Below are 16446 nucleotides of genomic sequence, written 5' to 3' on the forward strand. Positions count from 1 at the left end.
CGTCCTGTCAGGCCCGCCCACCCGGCCCGGCGCCGGACCGCGGCGAGTGCGGAGGGCGGTGCCGCTGGTGGGGCAGGGACACCGGATCCGGGGCCGCGGCGTCCCCCGCCTCGTCGCCGGGCTCCGACGCGGACGGCGGACGCTGACGGTGGCGCGGCGTCGCTCGCCGGGGTGGACGGGTGAGCGTGATCTGGCGGACGATCTGCTGGAAGCAGACCAGGGACGCCAGCCCCGGCAGGGCCGCGGCCGCGCCGTCGCCGAGCGTTCTGGGCGCCTGGGCGACGCACAGCAGCATCGCGATCGCCGAGAACAGCAGGACCACGGCCCAGGAGTGGACCGCGCGGCGCTGGTGCAACGCGGACCGCAGGACGGCCAGCGACGCCACCAGCCAGGGTCCGTACACCAGCAGCGGCCACCAGGAAACGACGCTGCCGCGGGTGCGGGTCACGGCTGCCAGGCGCAGCGGTTCGTAGGCCACCATGCCGCCGAACAGGCTCACGGAGGCCGCGATGACCGCGGCGAGGGCCGCGACGAACAGGCTCGCGGCGCGCAGCCGGCTCACCTTCGGTTTGCGGACCCTGCGGTGACTGGTGGGGGATTCCCTCAACGGCGGCAGTTCCGCCGTGATTTCCTGCAGATTGCTCAGCGGCGTGCCCGGCACGGGGGCGATCGCCGACGTGTCCGTCGTCCCCCTGACGACGGTGGTCTGCTGCTCCACCGCGTCCTGGAGGAGGAACGCGAGCTCCTCGGCCGGGTCCCAGCCGGGTTCCGGCGGGACCAGGACTTCCCGGAAGTTCTGCTGAAAGGCCTCCTCGGGAGCCCGGTGGCGGCCGGAGCCGCCCGCGGCACGGAACGAGCCTTCGCCGTAGGACACGTGGGGGTGGGTCTGTTCCTCGTACACGACGCCCGGGTCACTCCGCCCGGTTGTACGGCGAGGAACCCTGGGAGCGCCTCCACCGTTCGGCGAGGCCGGTCTCCAGCTCGGCCATGACGTCCAGGAAGCGCTGTAGCACCGGCTCGGTCACCCGGAGTGGAACGGGGAGCCCGCCTCTGGTCAGAGTTCCGTCGCTGGGTGACGGACAGTGATTTCTGCCGGGCCGGTAAATGTATGGGCCAAGCGTCATCAATTCCCCGTATTCCTCGGTCATATCCGAAATAACGTCTGCCTACTCCGTCGGATGCGCGGCAGTCGAGTGAACGATTTATGCGATTCTTGCCCCGTCCCGAATTCACACCGGTTGGCGGCAACGCTGTACGAAAAGCGTGAAATGATGCCGGGTCGCCCCTGTACCTGCACGCCACGGCCACCTGCCGGCAGGTCGGTAGCCGGGGGCCCCGCGCCCGGGTGGAGGGTCCGCGCGGCACCACTCGGTGACCCCGGCCCGGGTGGAGGTCCGAGCGGCCACCACTCGGTGACCCCGCCACGAGTGCCGCCGCACCCACTCGGACAAGGGCTCCCAACATCCCAACAGGCCGGGGCGGGCGCGACGGCACAGGCGCGCGTCGGAGGCCCTGGAAGGGACCAAGCGGCCCTGCGGCTTGCCGGCGGTGGACAACCGCAAGCCTTGGAGCCGGGAGACGGTCTGTCGCCGGGTCGCCGCCCCCGGTGGACGACGTCACCGAGCCCGGTCCGTACTCGGTGACCGTCGACGACTCCGCGGGTCCCGGCAACGACGGCCGGCTGGTGCAAAACGCCGAGTCATGCGAGAGCGCTCTCTCAGCGGGGCGGGTGCGTGCCCGGCGCCACCTTCCTCCCGTCAAGACTTGAAGAGATGACGAGGCTGCGGTGCGAAGAAATCTCCCCTTTGTCTTCACCGATGCCTCGCCTTGCGCGATGTATTGACAACTGATTTCAGAAGTCTTACTTTTCCGCCATCTGAGAGCGCTCTCAATCAGACTTTCCCCTCCCCCCACAACGGTTCCGCCGCCACTCCAGGGCACCCCACCCCCGGCCGGCGCGCGGCCGCCGCTGAAGAGCCCCTCCCTCTCGACGACACGAGGTGCACCCCATGCCAACTCCCCGATCACGGCCGGCCGCCGCGGTGGTCCTCGCCGCCGCGCTGGTGGCCGTAGGCATCGGCCCGGCCGCGACTGAGGCAGCGGCCGCCACCGTCCCCGTAGGAGCCGGGAGCTACTCCGACACCCGGCCGGCGGGCACGACCGGCCCCACGACCAACACCGGCGCGCCGGTCACCCCGAAGGTCACGCAGGCCGCCAAGGGCAAGCCCGTACCCACCAACGACTGGTGGTCCTCCCTCGCCTTCCAGCGCTACGGCGACAACCCGTACTCCACGCCCATGTACGGCCACCCGCTCACCTACCAGGCAGTCTCCGGCGGTCTGGAGGTCGGCTACCCGACCAGCCCCACCGTCGTGGGCGAGGGCCGCCAGTACGAGTACGCGCACAAGCGCGACCTCACCCTCGGCCTGAGCGGGCTCAACTCGCCCGACACCAAGGCCGACGCCTGGTCCGACTGGACGGTCACCCCGTACTGGTCCGACGGCTCCCGCACCCTGCGGACCACCATCGGCCACGGCATGCCCTTCGTCTACGCCCAGGGCTCCGGCGGCAACGCCCAGATCACCACCGCGGCGACGCCGACCGTCTTCGCCGACCAGGGCAACGTCGTCGGCATCACGGTCGGCGGTCACCACTACGCCCTCTTCGCGCCGACCGGCAGCGACTGGAACGTCTCCGGCACCACGATCAGCGCCGGCCTCGGCGGCAAGGACTACTTCTCCCTCGCCGTACTGCCCTCCACCGACGCGCTCGCGACCTTCCGCAAGTACGCGTTCAGCTTCGTCACCGGATCGCAGGTCGACTGGAGCGCCTCCGGCGGCACGGTCGGCGCCACGTACAAGCTGACCACCGAGGCCAAGGAGGGCACCGAACGCGGCACCCTCCAGGCCCTCTACCGGCACCAGTGGCTGCACACCACCGACGCCCTCACGCCGTACACCTACGTCTCCCCCCGCGGCACCATGAAGGTCCGGGAGGGCACCTCCTTCACCACCCGGCAGAAAGCCGCCCCGGTGCTGCCCGGGCTGCCGAAGACCAGCGCGGTCGAGACCTCCCGGCTGCGCGGCTACCTGTCCGAGGTCGCCGACTCCTCCGACCCGTTCTCCGGGGCCACGGACACCTACTGGACCGGCAAGGCGCTCGGCAAGCTCGCCCAGCTCGTGCCGCTCGCCGACCAGATCGGGGAGACCGCGGTCCGCGACAAGCTCGTCGGCCTGCTCAAGGGCCGTCTCCAGGAGTGGTTCACCGCGGGCGGGGCGAGCGAGTTCTCGTACGACAAGGACTGGAAGACCCTCACCGGCTATCCCGCCTCCTACGGCAGCGACGCCGAGCTCAACGACCACCACTTCCACTACGGCTACTACGTGTACGCCGCCGCGATCGTCGCCCAGTACGACGCCTCCTGGGCCGCGGACTCCGCCTGGGGCGGCATGGTCAAGGCCCTGATCCGCGACACCGCCAACCCGAGCCGCACCGACAGCGCCTTCCCCTTCCTGCGCGGCTTCGACGTCTACGCCGGGCACAGCTGGGCCTCCGGTCACCAGGGCTTCGCCGCGGGCAACAACCAGGAGTCCTCCTCGGAGTCCACCAACCTCAGCGCGGCGCTGGTGCTCTGGGGCTCGGCCACCGGCAACACCGAGCTGCGCGACCTCGGCAGCTACCTGCTCGCCACCGAGGGCGAGGCGATCGCCCAGTACTGGTTCGACGCCGACCAGCAGGTCTTCCCCGGCTCCTTCGGCCACGACACGGTCGGCATGGTGTGGGGCAGCGGAGGGGCGTACTCCACCTGGTGGACCGCCAATCCGGAGGAGATCCACGGCATCAACGTCCTGCCCGTGACCGCGGGCAGCTCCCCGCACCTGGCCGGACACAAGAACGCGATCCGGCGCAACATCGCGGAGATGGAGCGTGAGAACGGCGGGCCCGCCGTCGAATGGCGCGACATACTCTGGGAGTTCCAGTCACTGGCCGACCCGGCCGGCGCCAAGGCGAAGTGGGACGCCGGCCACGCCGGATACACCCCGGAGCAGGGCGAGTCCAAGGCACACACGTACCACTGGATCACCACCCTGGACGCGCTCGGTGCCCCCGACCCGTCGGTGACCGGCGACCTGCCCACGTCCGCGGTGTTCAGCAAGAACGGCACCCGCACCTACGCCGCCCACAACCACGGTTCCACGGCCCGCACGGTCACCTTCTCCGACGGCAAGACGCTCACCGTCCCCGCCCGCTCCACCGCGACCGGGACCGGCACCGACAGCGGCGGCGAGGTCCCCGGGCCCGCCACCGGCGACACCTTCCGGCTCCGCTCCGGCGGCGCCCTCACCACGGCCACCGGCGGCACGGCCGTCAGCGACACCATCCCGTCGGCCGAGGGCCGCAACCACGACGGCGCCCCGAACAAGCCGCTCGTGTACGAGGCCAAGGGCGTCAACGCCACCCTCAAGGCGGGCGCGTCCACCACGTTCCGCCTGCCGGTGGACGCCGGCACCGCGGTCGGCCTCGGCCAGCAGGCCCGTATCAGCTACGACCTCACCGGCGACGGCACCTTCGACCGGACCGAGACGTACCGCTACTTCGCCACCGACCCGGTCACGGGCTGGGAGGAGTACAACCAGGCCCGTGGCCTGAAGGCCGCGACAGGCACCCTCGGAAACCTGAGCGGGGGGACGGTGCGGCTGGAGGTCTGGAGCGCGATCGGCAACGGGAGCGCGCTGCTGCGCACCGGCGGCGACACGTCCCTGGTGGTCATTCCCTACGAGTGACGCACCCGGCAGCCTCCGGCAGGTGACGGCGGCGGGTGTGGGGGCCCCGCCCCCGCGCCCGCCGTTCGCCGACCCGCTCCTCGTGCTCGCAGGGCGCGGGGACGCGCGGGCGGCCCTGGGGCATGCACGCCGGTCAGGCCGAGGCCCGGCGGACCAGCGTCGTCGGCGTGATCACGGAAGCGGGCACCTCCTCGCCCGGCGCGTCGAGCAGACGCATCAGCAGCTTGACCATGATCCGGCCCATGCCCTCTATGTCCTGGCGGACCGTGGTGAGCGCCGGCTCCGCGGCCCGTACCACGGAGGACATGTCGTCGAAGCCGACCACCGCGACGTCCTCAGGCACCCGCACCCCGCGCTCGCGCAGCGTGCGCAGCGCGCCCAGGGCCATCGTGTCGTTGGATGCGAAGACCGCGTCGATCCCGGGACGCCGGTCCAGCAGCTCGCCCATCGCGCGGGCCCCGCTCTCCTCGGTGAAGTCGCCTTCGCACAGCAGCAGTGGATCGGCGTCGACCAGGACATCGCGGTAACCGTGGATCCGGTCCACCGCCGAGGTCTGGTCGCGCGGGCCCGAGATGTGCGCGATGTGGCTGCGGCCCAGGCGCACCAGATGGCGCACAGCGTCCCGGGCCCCGCCCCGGTTGTCGCAGTCCACGAGGGGAATGCCCAGGTGCTCGCTCCCCGCCGGGCGGCCCCCGAGCACCGCCGGCACCCCGGTGCGGGCGATCAGGGACGGCAGCCGGTCGTCGTGGAGGGAGAAGGCGAGCGCGCCGTCGACGTGCCCGCCCCCCAGGTAGCGTGCGATCCGCTCGTGGTCGCCGGAGCCCTCCGCCCACAGCAGCACCAGCTGCATGTCGTGCGCGGTCAGCTCTCGGCTGATCCCCCGTACCTGCTGCTCGAAGAACGGATCGGCGAACACCCGGAACTCGGGCTCCGCGATGATCACCGCCACCGCGCCGTTACGCCGGGTGACCAGGGTGCGGGCCGCGTGGTTGGGTACGTAGTCCAGTTCCTCGACCGCCCGGCGCACCTTGTCGGCCAGCGCGGGCCGCACTCCCGCGCCTCCGTTGACGACCCGGGAGGCCGTCGCACGGGAGACGCCGGCGCGCGCCGCGACGGCTTCCAGCGTGGGACGAGGCCTCACGGTCTGCTCCGGCACGGCGGACGCTCCTTCTGTGTGCTTCTGCGATGGATCTGACGACTGTTCCGTCGTGAATCCGTGTGCCCCACAATAGACGCAGGCCATGGCTTTCTGAGAGCGCTTCCACGACGGCTCGCCTGAGGACGTGCCCGCCCGCCGGGCAGGCACGGGCGGTGGGAGCCGCCGAGGTGTCCGGCGCGATTCCCGGACGTACGGCCGGATCCTCCACACGGTCGCGCGGGCCGCCCGGACGGATCGAACCTTCATCCAGAAGCGCATGGACGATCGTGGTCCGCCCGCCGGGCACGTCCTCACGCGTGGGCCATTCGGCGGTGCGCGAGTCCGCGCCGGTCACCCGGTCAGGGCCGCGGCGCGCTGCCCATTTCCGTGGCGAAGCGGACCGGGTCGCTGTCGAAGCCCCGGATCACCTCGTGGAACTCCCAGACCCCGGACGCGTTCCGGGTGAACTCCGCGACCGTGGCGGCGGTGGCTCCGGCGACCCGTGCGAGGTCGTCCGTCAGCAGCTCCCTGTACCCCTCGACGACCAGTACGCCGACGTTCGGGACGTCGCCGAAGGTCTTGGGACCGTCGCTCTGATGGATCGCCACTCCCACGACCACGCGGGCGAAGGAGGGCGCCAGGCGGCCGAGTTCGAGGGTCATCTCCTCGACGAAGCCGAAGCCCTGACCGGTCCGGCTGTGCCGGCTCATGTTGATGGTCCCGTCCGGCGAGCGCCTGTCGAACTGCACGACGTACACCGGTCGCCCGTGCGGCGCGTCCGCGGCGTAGGTGGTGGCGATGATGTCCAGGTGATGGGGCGGCCGGTCCCAGCGGCTCGGGTCCCACTTGAGCCTCACCTCGGCCTTCTCCAGTCCCTTGGTGTCGCTGTTACCGGATTGCCACCCTCTCGTTCCAGGTCACCGCGGGGCGTTCCCCACACGGACAAGTATGGTTCGTCGCGCCTTCGTTGCGGCCCCGGGCGCGGGCTCCCGTCCCGAAGACGGCACCACGCGGCCCCGGGCGGTGGAACCCGGCGCCCATCCGGCGCGACAGTCGGGCAGAACCGGCCCGGGCACCAACCGCCCCGACGGCCGAAGCCGAAGGGTCTGCCGACTCCGTCGACGGACGCTCGCGAAAGAGCGAGCGGAGAGCAGGCTGACTTCCGTCGGCACTCACGCAGTTCACGCCCTCGGGTGCAGGTGCCCCAGGCGACGTGCTCGACGAGCTCGCACGGGACGCCGAGCACGTCCAGGGCAGGGAACCGACACTCACCTGTGTGCTGAGGTTCCGCCCTCGTGAGAGCGGACTCGTGCGGGGGCACTGCGGGCACTGCGGGCACGGCGGGGACGGCGGGGACGGCGTTCGGCAGCGGGCCCTGCCCTACCGACGACTCCCGGGGCTCAGCGCTTCAGAGCTGCGAGGGCATGCGCCGACCGCTTCCGCCGAGGCCGCAGGCGCCGCCGCCCGACCGAGCGCACGGGGGCAAGGGCCACTACTTCGACTCTCCGGGATCGATAGGTGAGCCGACTCGCGCTGCGCACCCGATCGCCACAGTGCGCTCGCCGTGCTCCTGGTTTCGGGTGAGGCTGTGGCCGTGACGATGCGCCCGCTGCCCGCCCGCGCCGTCTGGCGCGGTGACGATCGCCCGAATGGAAGGGTCAACCGGTCATGGTGGACATGCCTCAAGGAGCACGGCAGGAGACCGGGGGTGCCGGAAACGACGGCCGTCTGGCCGGACCTCTGAGGTACTTCGGCGTGCCGCTGGTCCTGAGTGGAGTGCTGAGTATCCTTCAGGGTATCGCCGGTATCGCCAAGGACCGTCTTTTCGGAGTCCCCCAGCACTACGAGTACCGGTTCGACCTCACCAGTTGGGGCTGGATTCACGCCGTGGTGGGAGTCGGCCTGCTGGTTGTGGGCGTCGCGATGCTGCGGGCCCTGAGCTGGGGCCGCGCGGCCGGGATGAGTACCGCTGCGATCAGTCTGGTGACCCAGTTCATGTTCATCCCTTACTACCCTCTGTGGTCGATCAGTGTGATGGCGCTCGACCTGATCATCTTGTGGGGCCTGGCGCGGATCGCGCCGACACTTGTGTGACGGTTGCCACGGTGGAACTCCGCAGCCACGACTTCCCGTGAGCAGGTCATCGATCACGAGACGGACACCGGTCCCGAAGACGGCCCGGCGGGCCGGGCCGGCGGCCGCGTCCCACCGGCGGGGCCGGGCATTCGGGGTCGCGGCTTGCGAGGGGCGCCGACCTCGGTGAATCTGGAGTAGTTGCCCGCGCGAGCGGACGGCGGCGGAGTGACCCAGGGTCCCGGGGTCTCGCCGTTTCCCTGCCCGGAAAGACCGTTTCCCCGCCCGGAAAGACCGGAAAGAACCGACAGAGGGCGAACAGCGCCTCCGCACATGGCGCGCGCATGTGCCGCATGAGGAGGTGGGGCGCGCCTTCCAGACGCGCACGCGGCCGGTGCCGGGGGTGTGCGCGCAGACCCCGAGAACGGTCAAGGAGCGAACGGCATGCACGATCCCGACCCGCCGTTCCGGCCGGTTCGTCGGCTGGACGGATACCTGCCCCTCGAGGATCTCGGCCTCATCGGGGACGGCACCACCGCGGCACTCGTCGGTCTCGACGGCACCATCCCGTGGATGTGCCTGCCCCGGTTCGACTCCGAACCGGTCTTCTGCGCGCTGCTGGATCACACGCGGGGCGGTCACTTCGCCGTGGCCCCCGAGAACCTGCGCGAAGCGCGGCAACGGTACGAGACGGACACCGGCGTGCTGCACACGGAACTGCGCAGTGACACCGGCGTGGTGCGCGTCACGGACGCCATGGTCCTGCGCTCGGGTGCCGACCTCTCCGACGACGCTCCGTCGAGCCGCGGGGAACTGGTCCGCTCGGTGACGGTCCTGGAGGGATCCGTACGCCTCGCAGTGGAACTGGAGCCACGCGGCGGCGCGCAGGCCCACCACCTGTACAGCGGACTGGAGGTGCGGCCCGCTCATTCAGCCGGTCTGCGTCTTCACCTACGGTCCAACCGCCCCGTGGACGGCCTGCGGACCGTACACGACCTGAGGCAGGGGGACCGCCTCGACGTCGTGCTGTCCTGGGGGCGCTTCCACCGCCACCACCGCTTCGACCCCGACGCGATGGTGCGCCAGACGGTCGACGCCTGGCGGCGATGGATGGGGGCCTTCGACTACGCCGGCCCCCAGCACGCCCTCGTCCGGCGATCCGCGATCACGCTGAAGATGTGCGACGACTGGGTCAACGGCGCACTCGTCGCCGCCCCCACATCGTCCCTGCCCGCGCCCATCGGGGGGATTCGGAACTGGGACTACCGCTACGCCTGGATCCGGGATGCCGCGTTCGCGGTCTTCGCACTGCGCCGCATCGGCTTCGACGGTGAGGCCGACGCCTTCCTCGGCTGGGTCCTCGACGCGTTCGAGCGCAGCCGCCGGCCTCGCATCATGTACACCCTGCGCGGCGATCAAGTGCCGGACGAAATCGAGGACGCCGGACTGGAGGGCTACCGCGGCTCCGCGCCCGTCCGCTGGGGCAACGGCGCCGCCGACCAGCGACAGCACGACGTGTACGGCGAGATCCTGGACTGCGCCGACCAGTGGCTGCGTCGAGGCGGCGAGATCCAGCCCGCGATGTGGGCCAGCCTGGCCGGCCTCACCGACGCGGCCGGACGCGCCTGGCGCCAACCGGACCAGGGCATTTGGGAGATCCGGGGCGACGGCCGTCCCTTCACCTACTCCGCCGGCCTGTGCCACGTGGCTCTGGACCGGGGGGCCCAGATCGCCGAGCGCCTGGGACTGCCCGGCGACGCCGGCCGCTGGCGTGCCGAGGCCGCCCGGCTGCGCGACCTCATTCTGGAGCGGTCCTGGGACGAGGGAGCACAGACGCTGAGCGTCTACCTGGACGGCGGCGGCATCGTCGACGCGAGCCTGTTGAACCTGCCGCTGCGCCACGTCGTACCGGTCGACCATCCGCGGATGGTGGCCACCACCCACGCCGTCGCCGAGCGCCTCTCGGCCGGCGGCGGGCTGCTCTACCGCTACCTGCACGAAGAGCACCCCGACGGCCTCGCGGGCGACGAGGGCGCCTTCGTTCTGTGCTCCTTCTGGATGGTCGACAACCTGATCGGCCAGGGCAGGGTCGAAGAGGCCGAGGAGCTGTACACGTCGCTGTGTTCGCGAGCGAGTCCTCTGGGGCTGCTGTCGGAGCAGATCGAACCGGCCACGGGAGCATTCATGGGCAATTTCCCCCAGGCGTTCAGCCACATCGGCGTCATCGCCAGCGGAGTCAGCCTCGACCGGGCGAAGGGCGGTTCCCGATGACCATACGGCGACTGGCCGTGTTCGGCGGGACGGGCGACCTCACGGGCCGCTACCTCCTTCCGGCTCTGGCCGCTCTGCGCGCGGCGGGACGTATCGACGACCGGTTCAGCCTGATGGCCGCCAGCCGGGAGAACTGGGACCGGGAGCGGTACCGGCAGTGGGCGGGCGGCCAACTCGACGAGCACGGAGCCGGCTTCCCGGCCGACGTCCGGAAGTCCGTCACGGCTTCGGCGGACTACCGCAGGGCCGATGTCACGAACCCCGCGGACGTCGCGGCGGCCGTCGCCGGTGACGACCCCGTGGCCGTCTACCTCGCGCTTCCCCCCGCCCTCTTCCCGGACACGGTGACCGCGCTCCACGAGGCGGGACTGCCCCGGGGCAGCCGCGTCGTCCTGGAAAAGCCCTTCGGAGAGGACCTCGCTGGCGCCCAGGAACTGAACCGGCTGCTCGCCGACCTCGTGCCCGAGCGCGCCGTCTTCCGGGTCGATCACTTCCTGGCCATGACGACCGTTCAGAACGTTCTCGGCAGCAGGCTCGCCAATCGGGTCCTGGAACCCATCTGGAACAGTACCCACATCGCCGAGATCGAGATCGTCTGGGACGAGACCCTCGCTCTGGAAGGAAGGGCCGGCTACTACGACCACGTGGGCGCGCTGAAGGACATGGTGCAGAACCACCTGTTGCAGCTGCTGTGTCTGGTCGCCATGGAGCCACCGCTCACCCTCGGTGAGCGAGACCTGCGCGACCGCAAGTTCGACGTGCTGCGCTCGGTGCGGATGCTGACCGACCAGGACGTCGTAGAGCGCACGCGTCGCGCCCGCTACTCGTCCGGCACGTGCGGTGGCCGTGACGTGCCCGCCTACACCGACGAGCAAGGCGTCGACGCGCGGCGCGGGACGGAGACCCTCGCCGAGATCGACCTGGAACTGGACAGCTGGCGCTGGGCGGGCACCCGGTTCCGGCTGCGCAGCGGCAAGGCCCTGGGCAGGGACCGCAAGGAGGTCGCGGTGCGTTTCCGTTCCGTTCCTCACCTGCCCTTCGGGCCGGACCAGGACGTCCGGCCCAACGTGCTGCGCTTCGGACTGGAGCCGGAGAGCCTCAGCTTGGACATGACCGCCATCGGCTCGCGTGCCGAGACCCTCACGCAGCTCTCGTTGAGCGCCCGCATGGACGCTCCCGCTCTGCCGGCCTACGGCCGTCTGCTGATGGACGTTCTCGACGGGGACCCGGCCCTGTCGATCCGCGGAGACGAGGCCGAGGAGGCGTGGCGCGTCGTCGAACCGGTCCTGTCCGCCTGGGAAAGGGGCCTCGTGCCCCTCGAGGAGTATCCGGCCGGCTCGGACGGACCGCCGCCGCGCCACCTCGCCCCGGGGCGGCGGGACGACTCGCTGCACTAGCGCCCGGTCGCACCGACCGGCCGACGGAGTGATCAGGACGGACATGCTGTATCGGTGATCGCACGCCGGCGCGAAAGGAGCATCGATGTCCCACCGGCAGAGCCGTCCTCCGTGTGTCGTCGTCACAGGAGTGTCCGGGGCCGGGAAGTCGACCGTCGCCCGGGAGCTGGCCGACCGGCTGGGCGTGCCCTTCGCGGAGGCAGACGACTTTCACTCGCCCAGCAGCGTACGGAAGATGTCGGCGGGGGCCGCGCTGGACGATCAGGACCGCGGGCCGTGGCTGGAGTCCGTCGGGCGGTGGCTCAGGGACCGCGACACCGATGGCAGCGGAGGCGTAGCGGCCTGTTCCGCGCTGCGGCGGCGCTACCGGGACACGTTGAGGTCGGCCTGCCCCGCCGTGTTCTTCCTCCAGCTCACGGCCGACCGTGAGGCGCTCGGGCAGCGCCTCCGGGGACGCAGCGGGCACTTCATGCCCGAGACCCTGCTCGACTCCCAGCTCGCGACGTTCGAACCGCTCGAACCGGACGAGAAGGGAGCCTGTCTGGACGCGGCACCGGACCCCGGCGATATCGTCCGGACGGCGATGCGCCTGCTCACCGGACCATGACCGGCGGCCCGCCTGGCGGCGCGCCCCGGCGCGCCATGGACGCACAGGCGCCGACACGGCACCGACAGGGGGTGCTCTGCTCCAAGCCGGCCCGCGCCGAGGGCTTCGCCGCCCCCGAGCAGCCGCCTGGAGCAGAGCACCCCCAGGCGCTCATGCCGGGTGCCGTGGCCCTGAGGAGGGCATCACTGAGCTCCTGAGCCGGTCGGCGGCTCGGCCGCCTTGCTGCCACCGCTCGCTCGGCGGCCTTGCTGCCACCGCTCACGCTGTGTCCCGGACGATGGCCACCGGGCAGTGCGCGTGGTACAGGAGGGCTTGGCTCACCGAGCCCAGGAGCATTCCGGAGAAGCCGCCGCGCCCCCGGGCTCCGGCCACCATCAACTGCGCGTTCCGGCTCGCTCCGATCAGGACCTCGCGGATCTCACCGCTCAGCACTTGCTGTCTGACGGTGATGTCCGGATACCTTTCCCTGCGGCCGGCGACCGACAGGGCCAGCAGACGCTCCGCGCTCTCCGCTCCCGTGCCGGGCGGCGCCAGGTCGGGCTGCCACGCGTGCACGGCGTAGATCTCGGACCCCCACAGCGACGCTTCGGCGAAGGCGAATTCGACGGCCTTCTCACCTTCCGGGGAGCCGTCGACGGCCAGGACCACCGGCCCGACGTCGTCTGGCTCCTCACGGACCACCAGCACCGGACAATGGCTCTGGCCGACCAGGGACACCGCGGTCGAACCCAGCAGCATACCGACGAACTTCCCGACGCCCCGGCGGCCGACGACCACCAGATCCGCGGTTCGCGACTCGGCCGACAGCACGGGCACCGGGTCGCCGACGACCACGGCATGGGTGACGTCCAGCTCGGGCACCACACCGCGGGCGTGTTCCGCGGCGTCATGGGCCAGGCGGTGGATCGGCGACGGGTCAAGCGGCGCGTACATGGGCCTGACCGGCCAGCTCAGGGCGTGCACCACACGGAGCCCCGCACCACGCCTCCCGGCTTCCCGTGCGGCCTGTGCCACGGCGGCGTCGCTCGAGGACGAGCCGTCCACTCCCACGACGACCAGACCACTCATCGTGCCTCCACGCTCGCGTCGTTCCAGTCCCGTCAGGCACTCCGGCCCGTCAGGTTCTCCAGCCCGTCAGGTTCTCCAGGTCCAAGCCTCACTCCGGCCGAGCCCCGCCGCCAGCCGGCCGGAGGCGGGCGGCCGAGCTGCCGGCGCTCGCGCGGCTGGTCGGACGGTCATGACCCGGAAGAGGAAGGGCCGTCGCGGTGCGGGCGGGACTCGGCCGGCAGTCGGTTCACCGGGAAACGCGCCGGCCGCCCGGTCAGCACCCGTACGGCTTCCTCGGCGGCGATGGTCCGTACCGTCCTGACGGCTTCCTCCGAGTAGTAGGCCGCGTGGGGTGTGACGATCACGTTGGGCAGTTCGAGGAGGGGGTTCGTCGGGAGCCATGCGCGCTGCTTCGCGGGTTCCTCCTCGATGTCGTCCAGCGCCGCACCGGCGATCCACCCCTCGGTGAGTGCCTGGTGGAGCGCCGCGTCGTCCACGATGGGCCCGCGTGCCGTGTTGACGAGGACGGCGGTCGGCTTCATCCGCCGGAGCGTCGCGCGGTCGAAGGTGTGGTGTGTCTGCGGGGTGAGCGGCGTCTGGACCACCACGTGGTCGGCGCCTTCCACCAAGTCGTCGAAGGACACCGGGCGGGCCCGGGCGTCCCGGATCACGGACTGGTCGATGTACGGGTCATGGGCCCAGACCTCGACGCCGAACACCTTCGCGCGTTCGGCGATGAGCCGTGCGATGGCCCCGAACGACAGCAGGCCCAGCACCTGTCCCCGCAGTCTGTGGATGGGCATCCCGGTCTTCCAGTGCCATTCGCCCTGCCGGGTCGCCCGGTCGTACCGGCAGATCTTGCGGGCGGCCGCGAGCCAGAGCGCGACGGCGTGATCTGCGACCTCTTCGGCACACCACTCGTTCGGGGCGTTCGTGACCTGGATGCCGTGCCGGGTGGCGGCGTCGATGTCGACGATGTCCACGCCGGTGCCGTAGCGGGCGATCACCCGGCAGCGGGTCAACGCGGCGACGGCGCGGGAACCGACGCGCGCGTACTGGGTCAGGACGCCGTCCGCCTCGCGTCCCGCCTCGATCACCTCGTCCTCGCTCTTGCACTGCGCGGCGAGGAGCCGCAGTCCGGCACCTTCGACGATCGCGCGTTCGATGTCCACCTCGCCGAAGTCGGAGTCGGCGATCAGGATCGTTCCGGGGGAGTCAGTGCGAGTCACGGGGGATCCCCTTCGTGTGGACGAGGTCCTGGTACGCCACGGCAAGCTCGAGGCAGGCCCCGCTGTCCAGTTGTCCCACCGTGGCGCGGTGGATCTCCTGCCACGGTGTCTGGTGCTCCAGGGCGGGAGGTGTGTGGTCGGCCCAGCGCGCGGCGATCTCCTCGTCCGAGAGGAGGACGTCGACGCGTGCGTTGTCCAGGTCGACCCGGATCCGGTCACCGGTGCGCAGGATGGCGAGGTTGCCGCCGACCGCCGCCTCGGGGCTGGCGTTGAGGATGGACGGCGCGTCCGACGTGCCGCTCTGCCGGCCGTCTCCGAGCGCGGGCAGCGCGGTGATACCTCGCTGGACCAGCCCCGCGGGAAGTTCCATGTTCACCACCTCGGCCGAGCCCGGATACCCGACGGGCCCGGTGTACCGGATGACGAGGAGACAGTCCTGGTCGATGCCCAGCTCCGGGTCCTCGATGCGGGCGTGGTAGTCCTCGGGCCCGTCGAAGACGATGGCGCGGAACTCGAACACCGACGGATCACCGGAGTGCGGCAGCCCACGGGCCCGGAAGCCGTCGCCGATGACCGACGTCTTCATGATCGCGGAGTCGAACAGGTTCCCGGTCAGGACGAGCAGTCCGCCGCTCGCGGTCACGGGGTCGTGGAAGGGGCGGATGACCGCCGGATCGGCGGGCGCGCCCTCCTCCAGGTTCTCGGCCAGGGAACGGCCCGAGACGGTCATGGCGTCGCCGTACAGGTGCCCCGCTTCCAGCAGCGACCGCATGACCGCCGGGACGCCGCCGGCGCGGTAGAAGTCCTCGCCGAGGAACTCTCCTGCGGGAGCGAGGTTCACCAGTACCGGAATGTCGCGCCCGACGCGGTGCCAGTCCTGGTTGGACAGGGCCACACCGGCGTGACGGGCGATGGCGTTGACGTGGATGGGTGCGTTGGTCGAAGCCGCGATGGCCGACGCGACCACGATCGCGTTCTCGAAGGCGTGCCGGGTCATGATCTTGCGGGGGGTCAGGTCCTCTCGCACCAGGGCCACCGCTCGCAGGCCCGTCTCATAGGCCATCTGCGCACGTTCGTTGTAGGGGGCCGGGATCGCCGCACAGCCGGGAAGGGACATGCCCAGTGCCTCGGCCAGACTGTTCATCGACAGCGCGGTGCCCATCGTGTTGCAGTGCCCGATGCTGGGCGCGGAGGCGGTCACCCGTGCCGTGTATTCGTCGTGATCGATCTCCCTGCTCGCCAGGAGCCGCTTCGACTGCCAGATCACCAGCCCCGAGCCCGTGCGCATGCCGTTGTGGTAGCCGTTGAGCATCGGTCCCCCGGACAGGACGATCGCCGGGATGTTCACCGTCGCCGCCGCGGTCAGGCAGGCGGGCGTGGTCTTGTCGCAGCCGGTCGTCAGGACCACTCCGTCGAGCGGGTATCCGTAGAGGACTTCGACCAGTCCGAGATAGGCGAGGTTCCGGTCCAGTGCCGCGGTGGGACGTTTTCCGGTCTCCTGCAACGGATGGACGGGGAACTCGAGGGGGATGCCGCCACCGTCGCGGATTCCGTCCCTGACCCGCTCGGCGAGGGCGAGGTGGTGACGATTGCAGGGGACCAGGTCGTTGCCCGTCTGGGCGATTCCGATGATCGGCCGGCCCGACTGAAGCTCTGCCCGTGTGAGGCCGTAATTCAGGAACCGCTCGAGATACAGGGCCGTCATCTCCGGTTTCTCCGCGTTGTCCCACCATGCCTGGCTGCGCAGTTCCCCTGCGGTGTGGTCCGTCGGTGACATGCTCAGCTCCTCGCCGACCGGTCCGGGCTGTCGCCGCGAGACCGGGAAAGGAAGTCGAAGGTCCGAAAGCGCTGATTCGGCAGGTCGTGAGGCCCCGGTCCGAGGTCGACAGGGCACCGGTGG

General features: G+C 71.0%; 11 protein-coding genes. 5 read left to right on the plus strand and 6 right to left on the minus strand.

What is annotated here, in order from left to right; all coding sequences use genetic code 11:
• Window positions 1-7: 7 nt before the first annotated feature.
• The gene (locus tag ACZ4V1_RS22030; protein ID WP_468338672.1) at window positions 8-901 is read right to left on the minus strand and encodes a hypothetical protein; all 894 of its coding nucleotides are present in this window, start codon (window positions 899-901) and stop codon (window positions 8-10) included.
• A gap of 1108 nt (window positions 902-2009) precedes the next feature.
• On the opposite strand from ACZ4V1_RS22030, the gene ACZ4V1_RS22035 reads away from it, so the two are divergent.
• Complete coding sequence (locus tag ACZ4V1_RS22035; RefSeq protein WP_468338673.1) at window positions 2010-4784, plus strand: glycosyl hydrolase; 2775 nt, start codon at window positions 2010-2012, stop codon at window positions 4782-4784.
• Window positions 4785-4917: 133 nt separating this feature from the next.
• On the opposite strand, the gene ACZ4V1_RS22040 is transcribed toward ACZ4V1_RS22035, so the two are convergent.
• Both ACZ4V1_RS22040 and ACZ4V1_RS22045 read right to left on the minus strand, forming a co-directional pair.
• Window positions 4918-5940: a LacI family DNA-binding transcriptional regulator gene (locus tag ACZ4V1_RS22040; RefSeq protein WP_468338675.1), complete on the minus strand. Its 1023-nt coding sequence runs from the start codon at window positions 5938-5940 to the stop codon at window positions 4918-4920.
• 341 nt (window positions 5941-6281) lie between these two features.
• Window positions 6282-6779, minus strand: coding sequence for a TerD family protein (locus ACZ4V1_RS22045; RefSeq protein WP_468338677.1), 498 nt, complete (start codon window positions 6777-6779; stop codon window positions 6282-6284).
• Window positions 6780-7677: 898 nt separating this feature from the next.
• Here ACZ4V1_RS22045 and ACZ4V1_RS22050 point away from each other — a divergent pair.
• The 4 genes from ACZ4V1_RS22050 to ACZ4V1_RS22065 all read left to right on the plus strand — a co-directional run bounded on the left by ACZ4V1_RS22050 (window position 7678) and on the right by ACZ4V1_RS22065 (window position 12270).
• Entirely contained in the window at window positions 7678-8016 is a 339-nt protein-coding gene (locus ACZ4V1_RS22050) for a DUF7144 family membrane protein (protein WP_468338679.1), read from the plus strand.
• A 423-nt stretch (window positions 8017-8439) separates the two neighbouring features.
• Entirely contained in the window at window positions 8440-10266 is a 1827-nt protein-coding gene (locus ACZ4V1_RS22055) for a glycoside hydrolase family 15 protein (protein ID WP_468338681.1), read from the plus strand.
• Window positions 10263-11663 (plus strand): glucose-6-phosphate dehydrogenase, encoded by a 1401-nt coding sequence (locus tag ACZ4V1_RS22060; RefSeq protein WP_468338683.1) that lies wholly within the window; start codon window positions 10263-10265, stop codon window positions 11661-11663. Before ACZ4V1_RS22055 ends, ACZ4V1_RS22060 begins: the two co-directional genes overlap by 4 nt.
• 85 nt (window positions 11664-11748) lie before the next feature.
• Window positions 11749-12270 (plus strand): gluconokinase, encoded by a 522-nt coding sequence (locus tag ACZ4V1_RS22065; protein WP_468338685.1) that lies wholly within the window; start codon window positions 11749-11751, stop codon window positions 12268-12270.
• A 258-nt stretch (window positions 12271-12528) separates the two neighbouring features.
• On the opposite strand, the gene ACZ4V1_RS22070 is transcribed toward ACZ4V1_RS22065, so the two are convergent.
• The 3 genes from ACZ4V1_RS22070 to ACZ4V1_RS22080 all read right to left on the minus strand — a co-directional run bounded on the left by ACZ4V1_RS22070 (window position 12529) and on the right by ACZ4V1_RS22080 (window position 16323).
• Window positions 12529-13338: a universal stress protein gene (locus tag ACZ4V1_RS22070; RefSeq protein ID WP_468338687.1), complete on the minus strand. Its 810-nt coding sequence runs from the start codon at window positions 13336-13338 to the stop codon at window positions 12529-12531.
• A 167-nt stretch (window positions 13339-13505) separates the two neighbouring features.
• Window positions 13506-14546 (minus strand): C-terminal binding protein, encoded by a 1041-nt coding sequence (locus tag ACZ4V1_RS22075; protein WP_468338689.1) that lies wholly within the window; start codon window positions 14544-14546, stop codon window positions 13506-13508.
• On the minus strand, window positions 14533-16323 hold the full coding sequence (locus ACZ4V1_RS22080) for an IlvD/Edd family dehydratase (protein WP_468338691.1): 1791 nt from the start codon (window positions 16321-16323) through the stop codon (window positions 14533-14535). Before ACZ4V1_RS22080 ends, ACZ4V1_RS22075 begins: the two co-directional genes overlap by 14 nt.
• Window positions 16324-16446 lie beyond the last annotated feature (123 nt).

This window comes from Streptomyces sp. NPDC028991 (genome assembly GCF_055564775.1).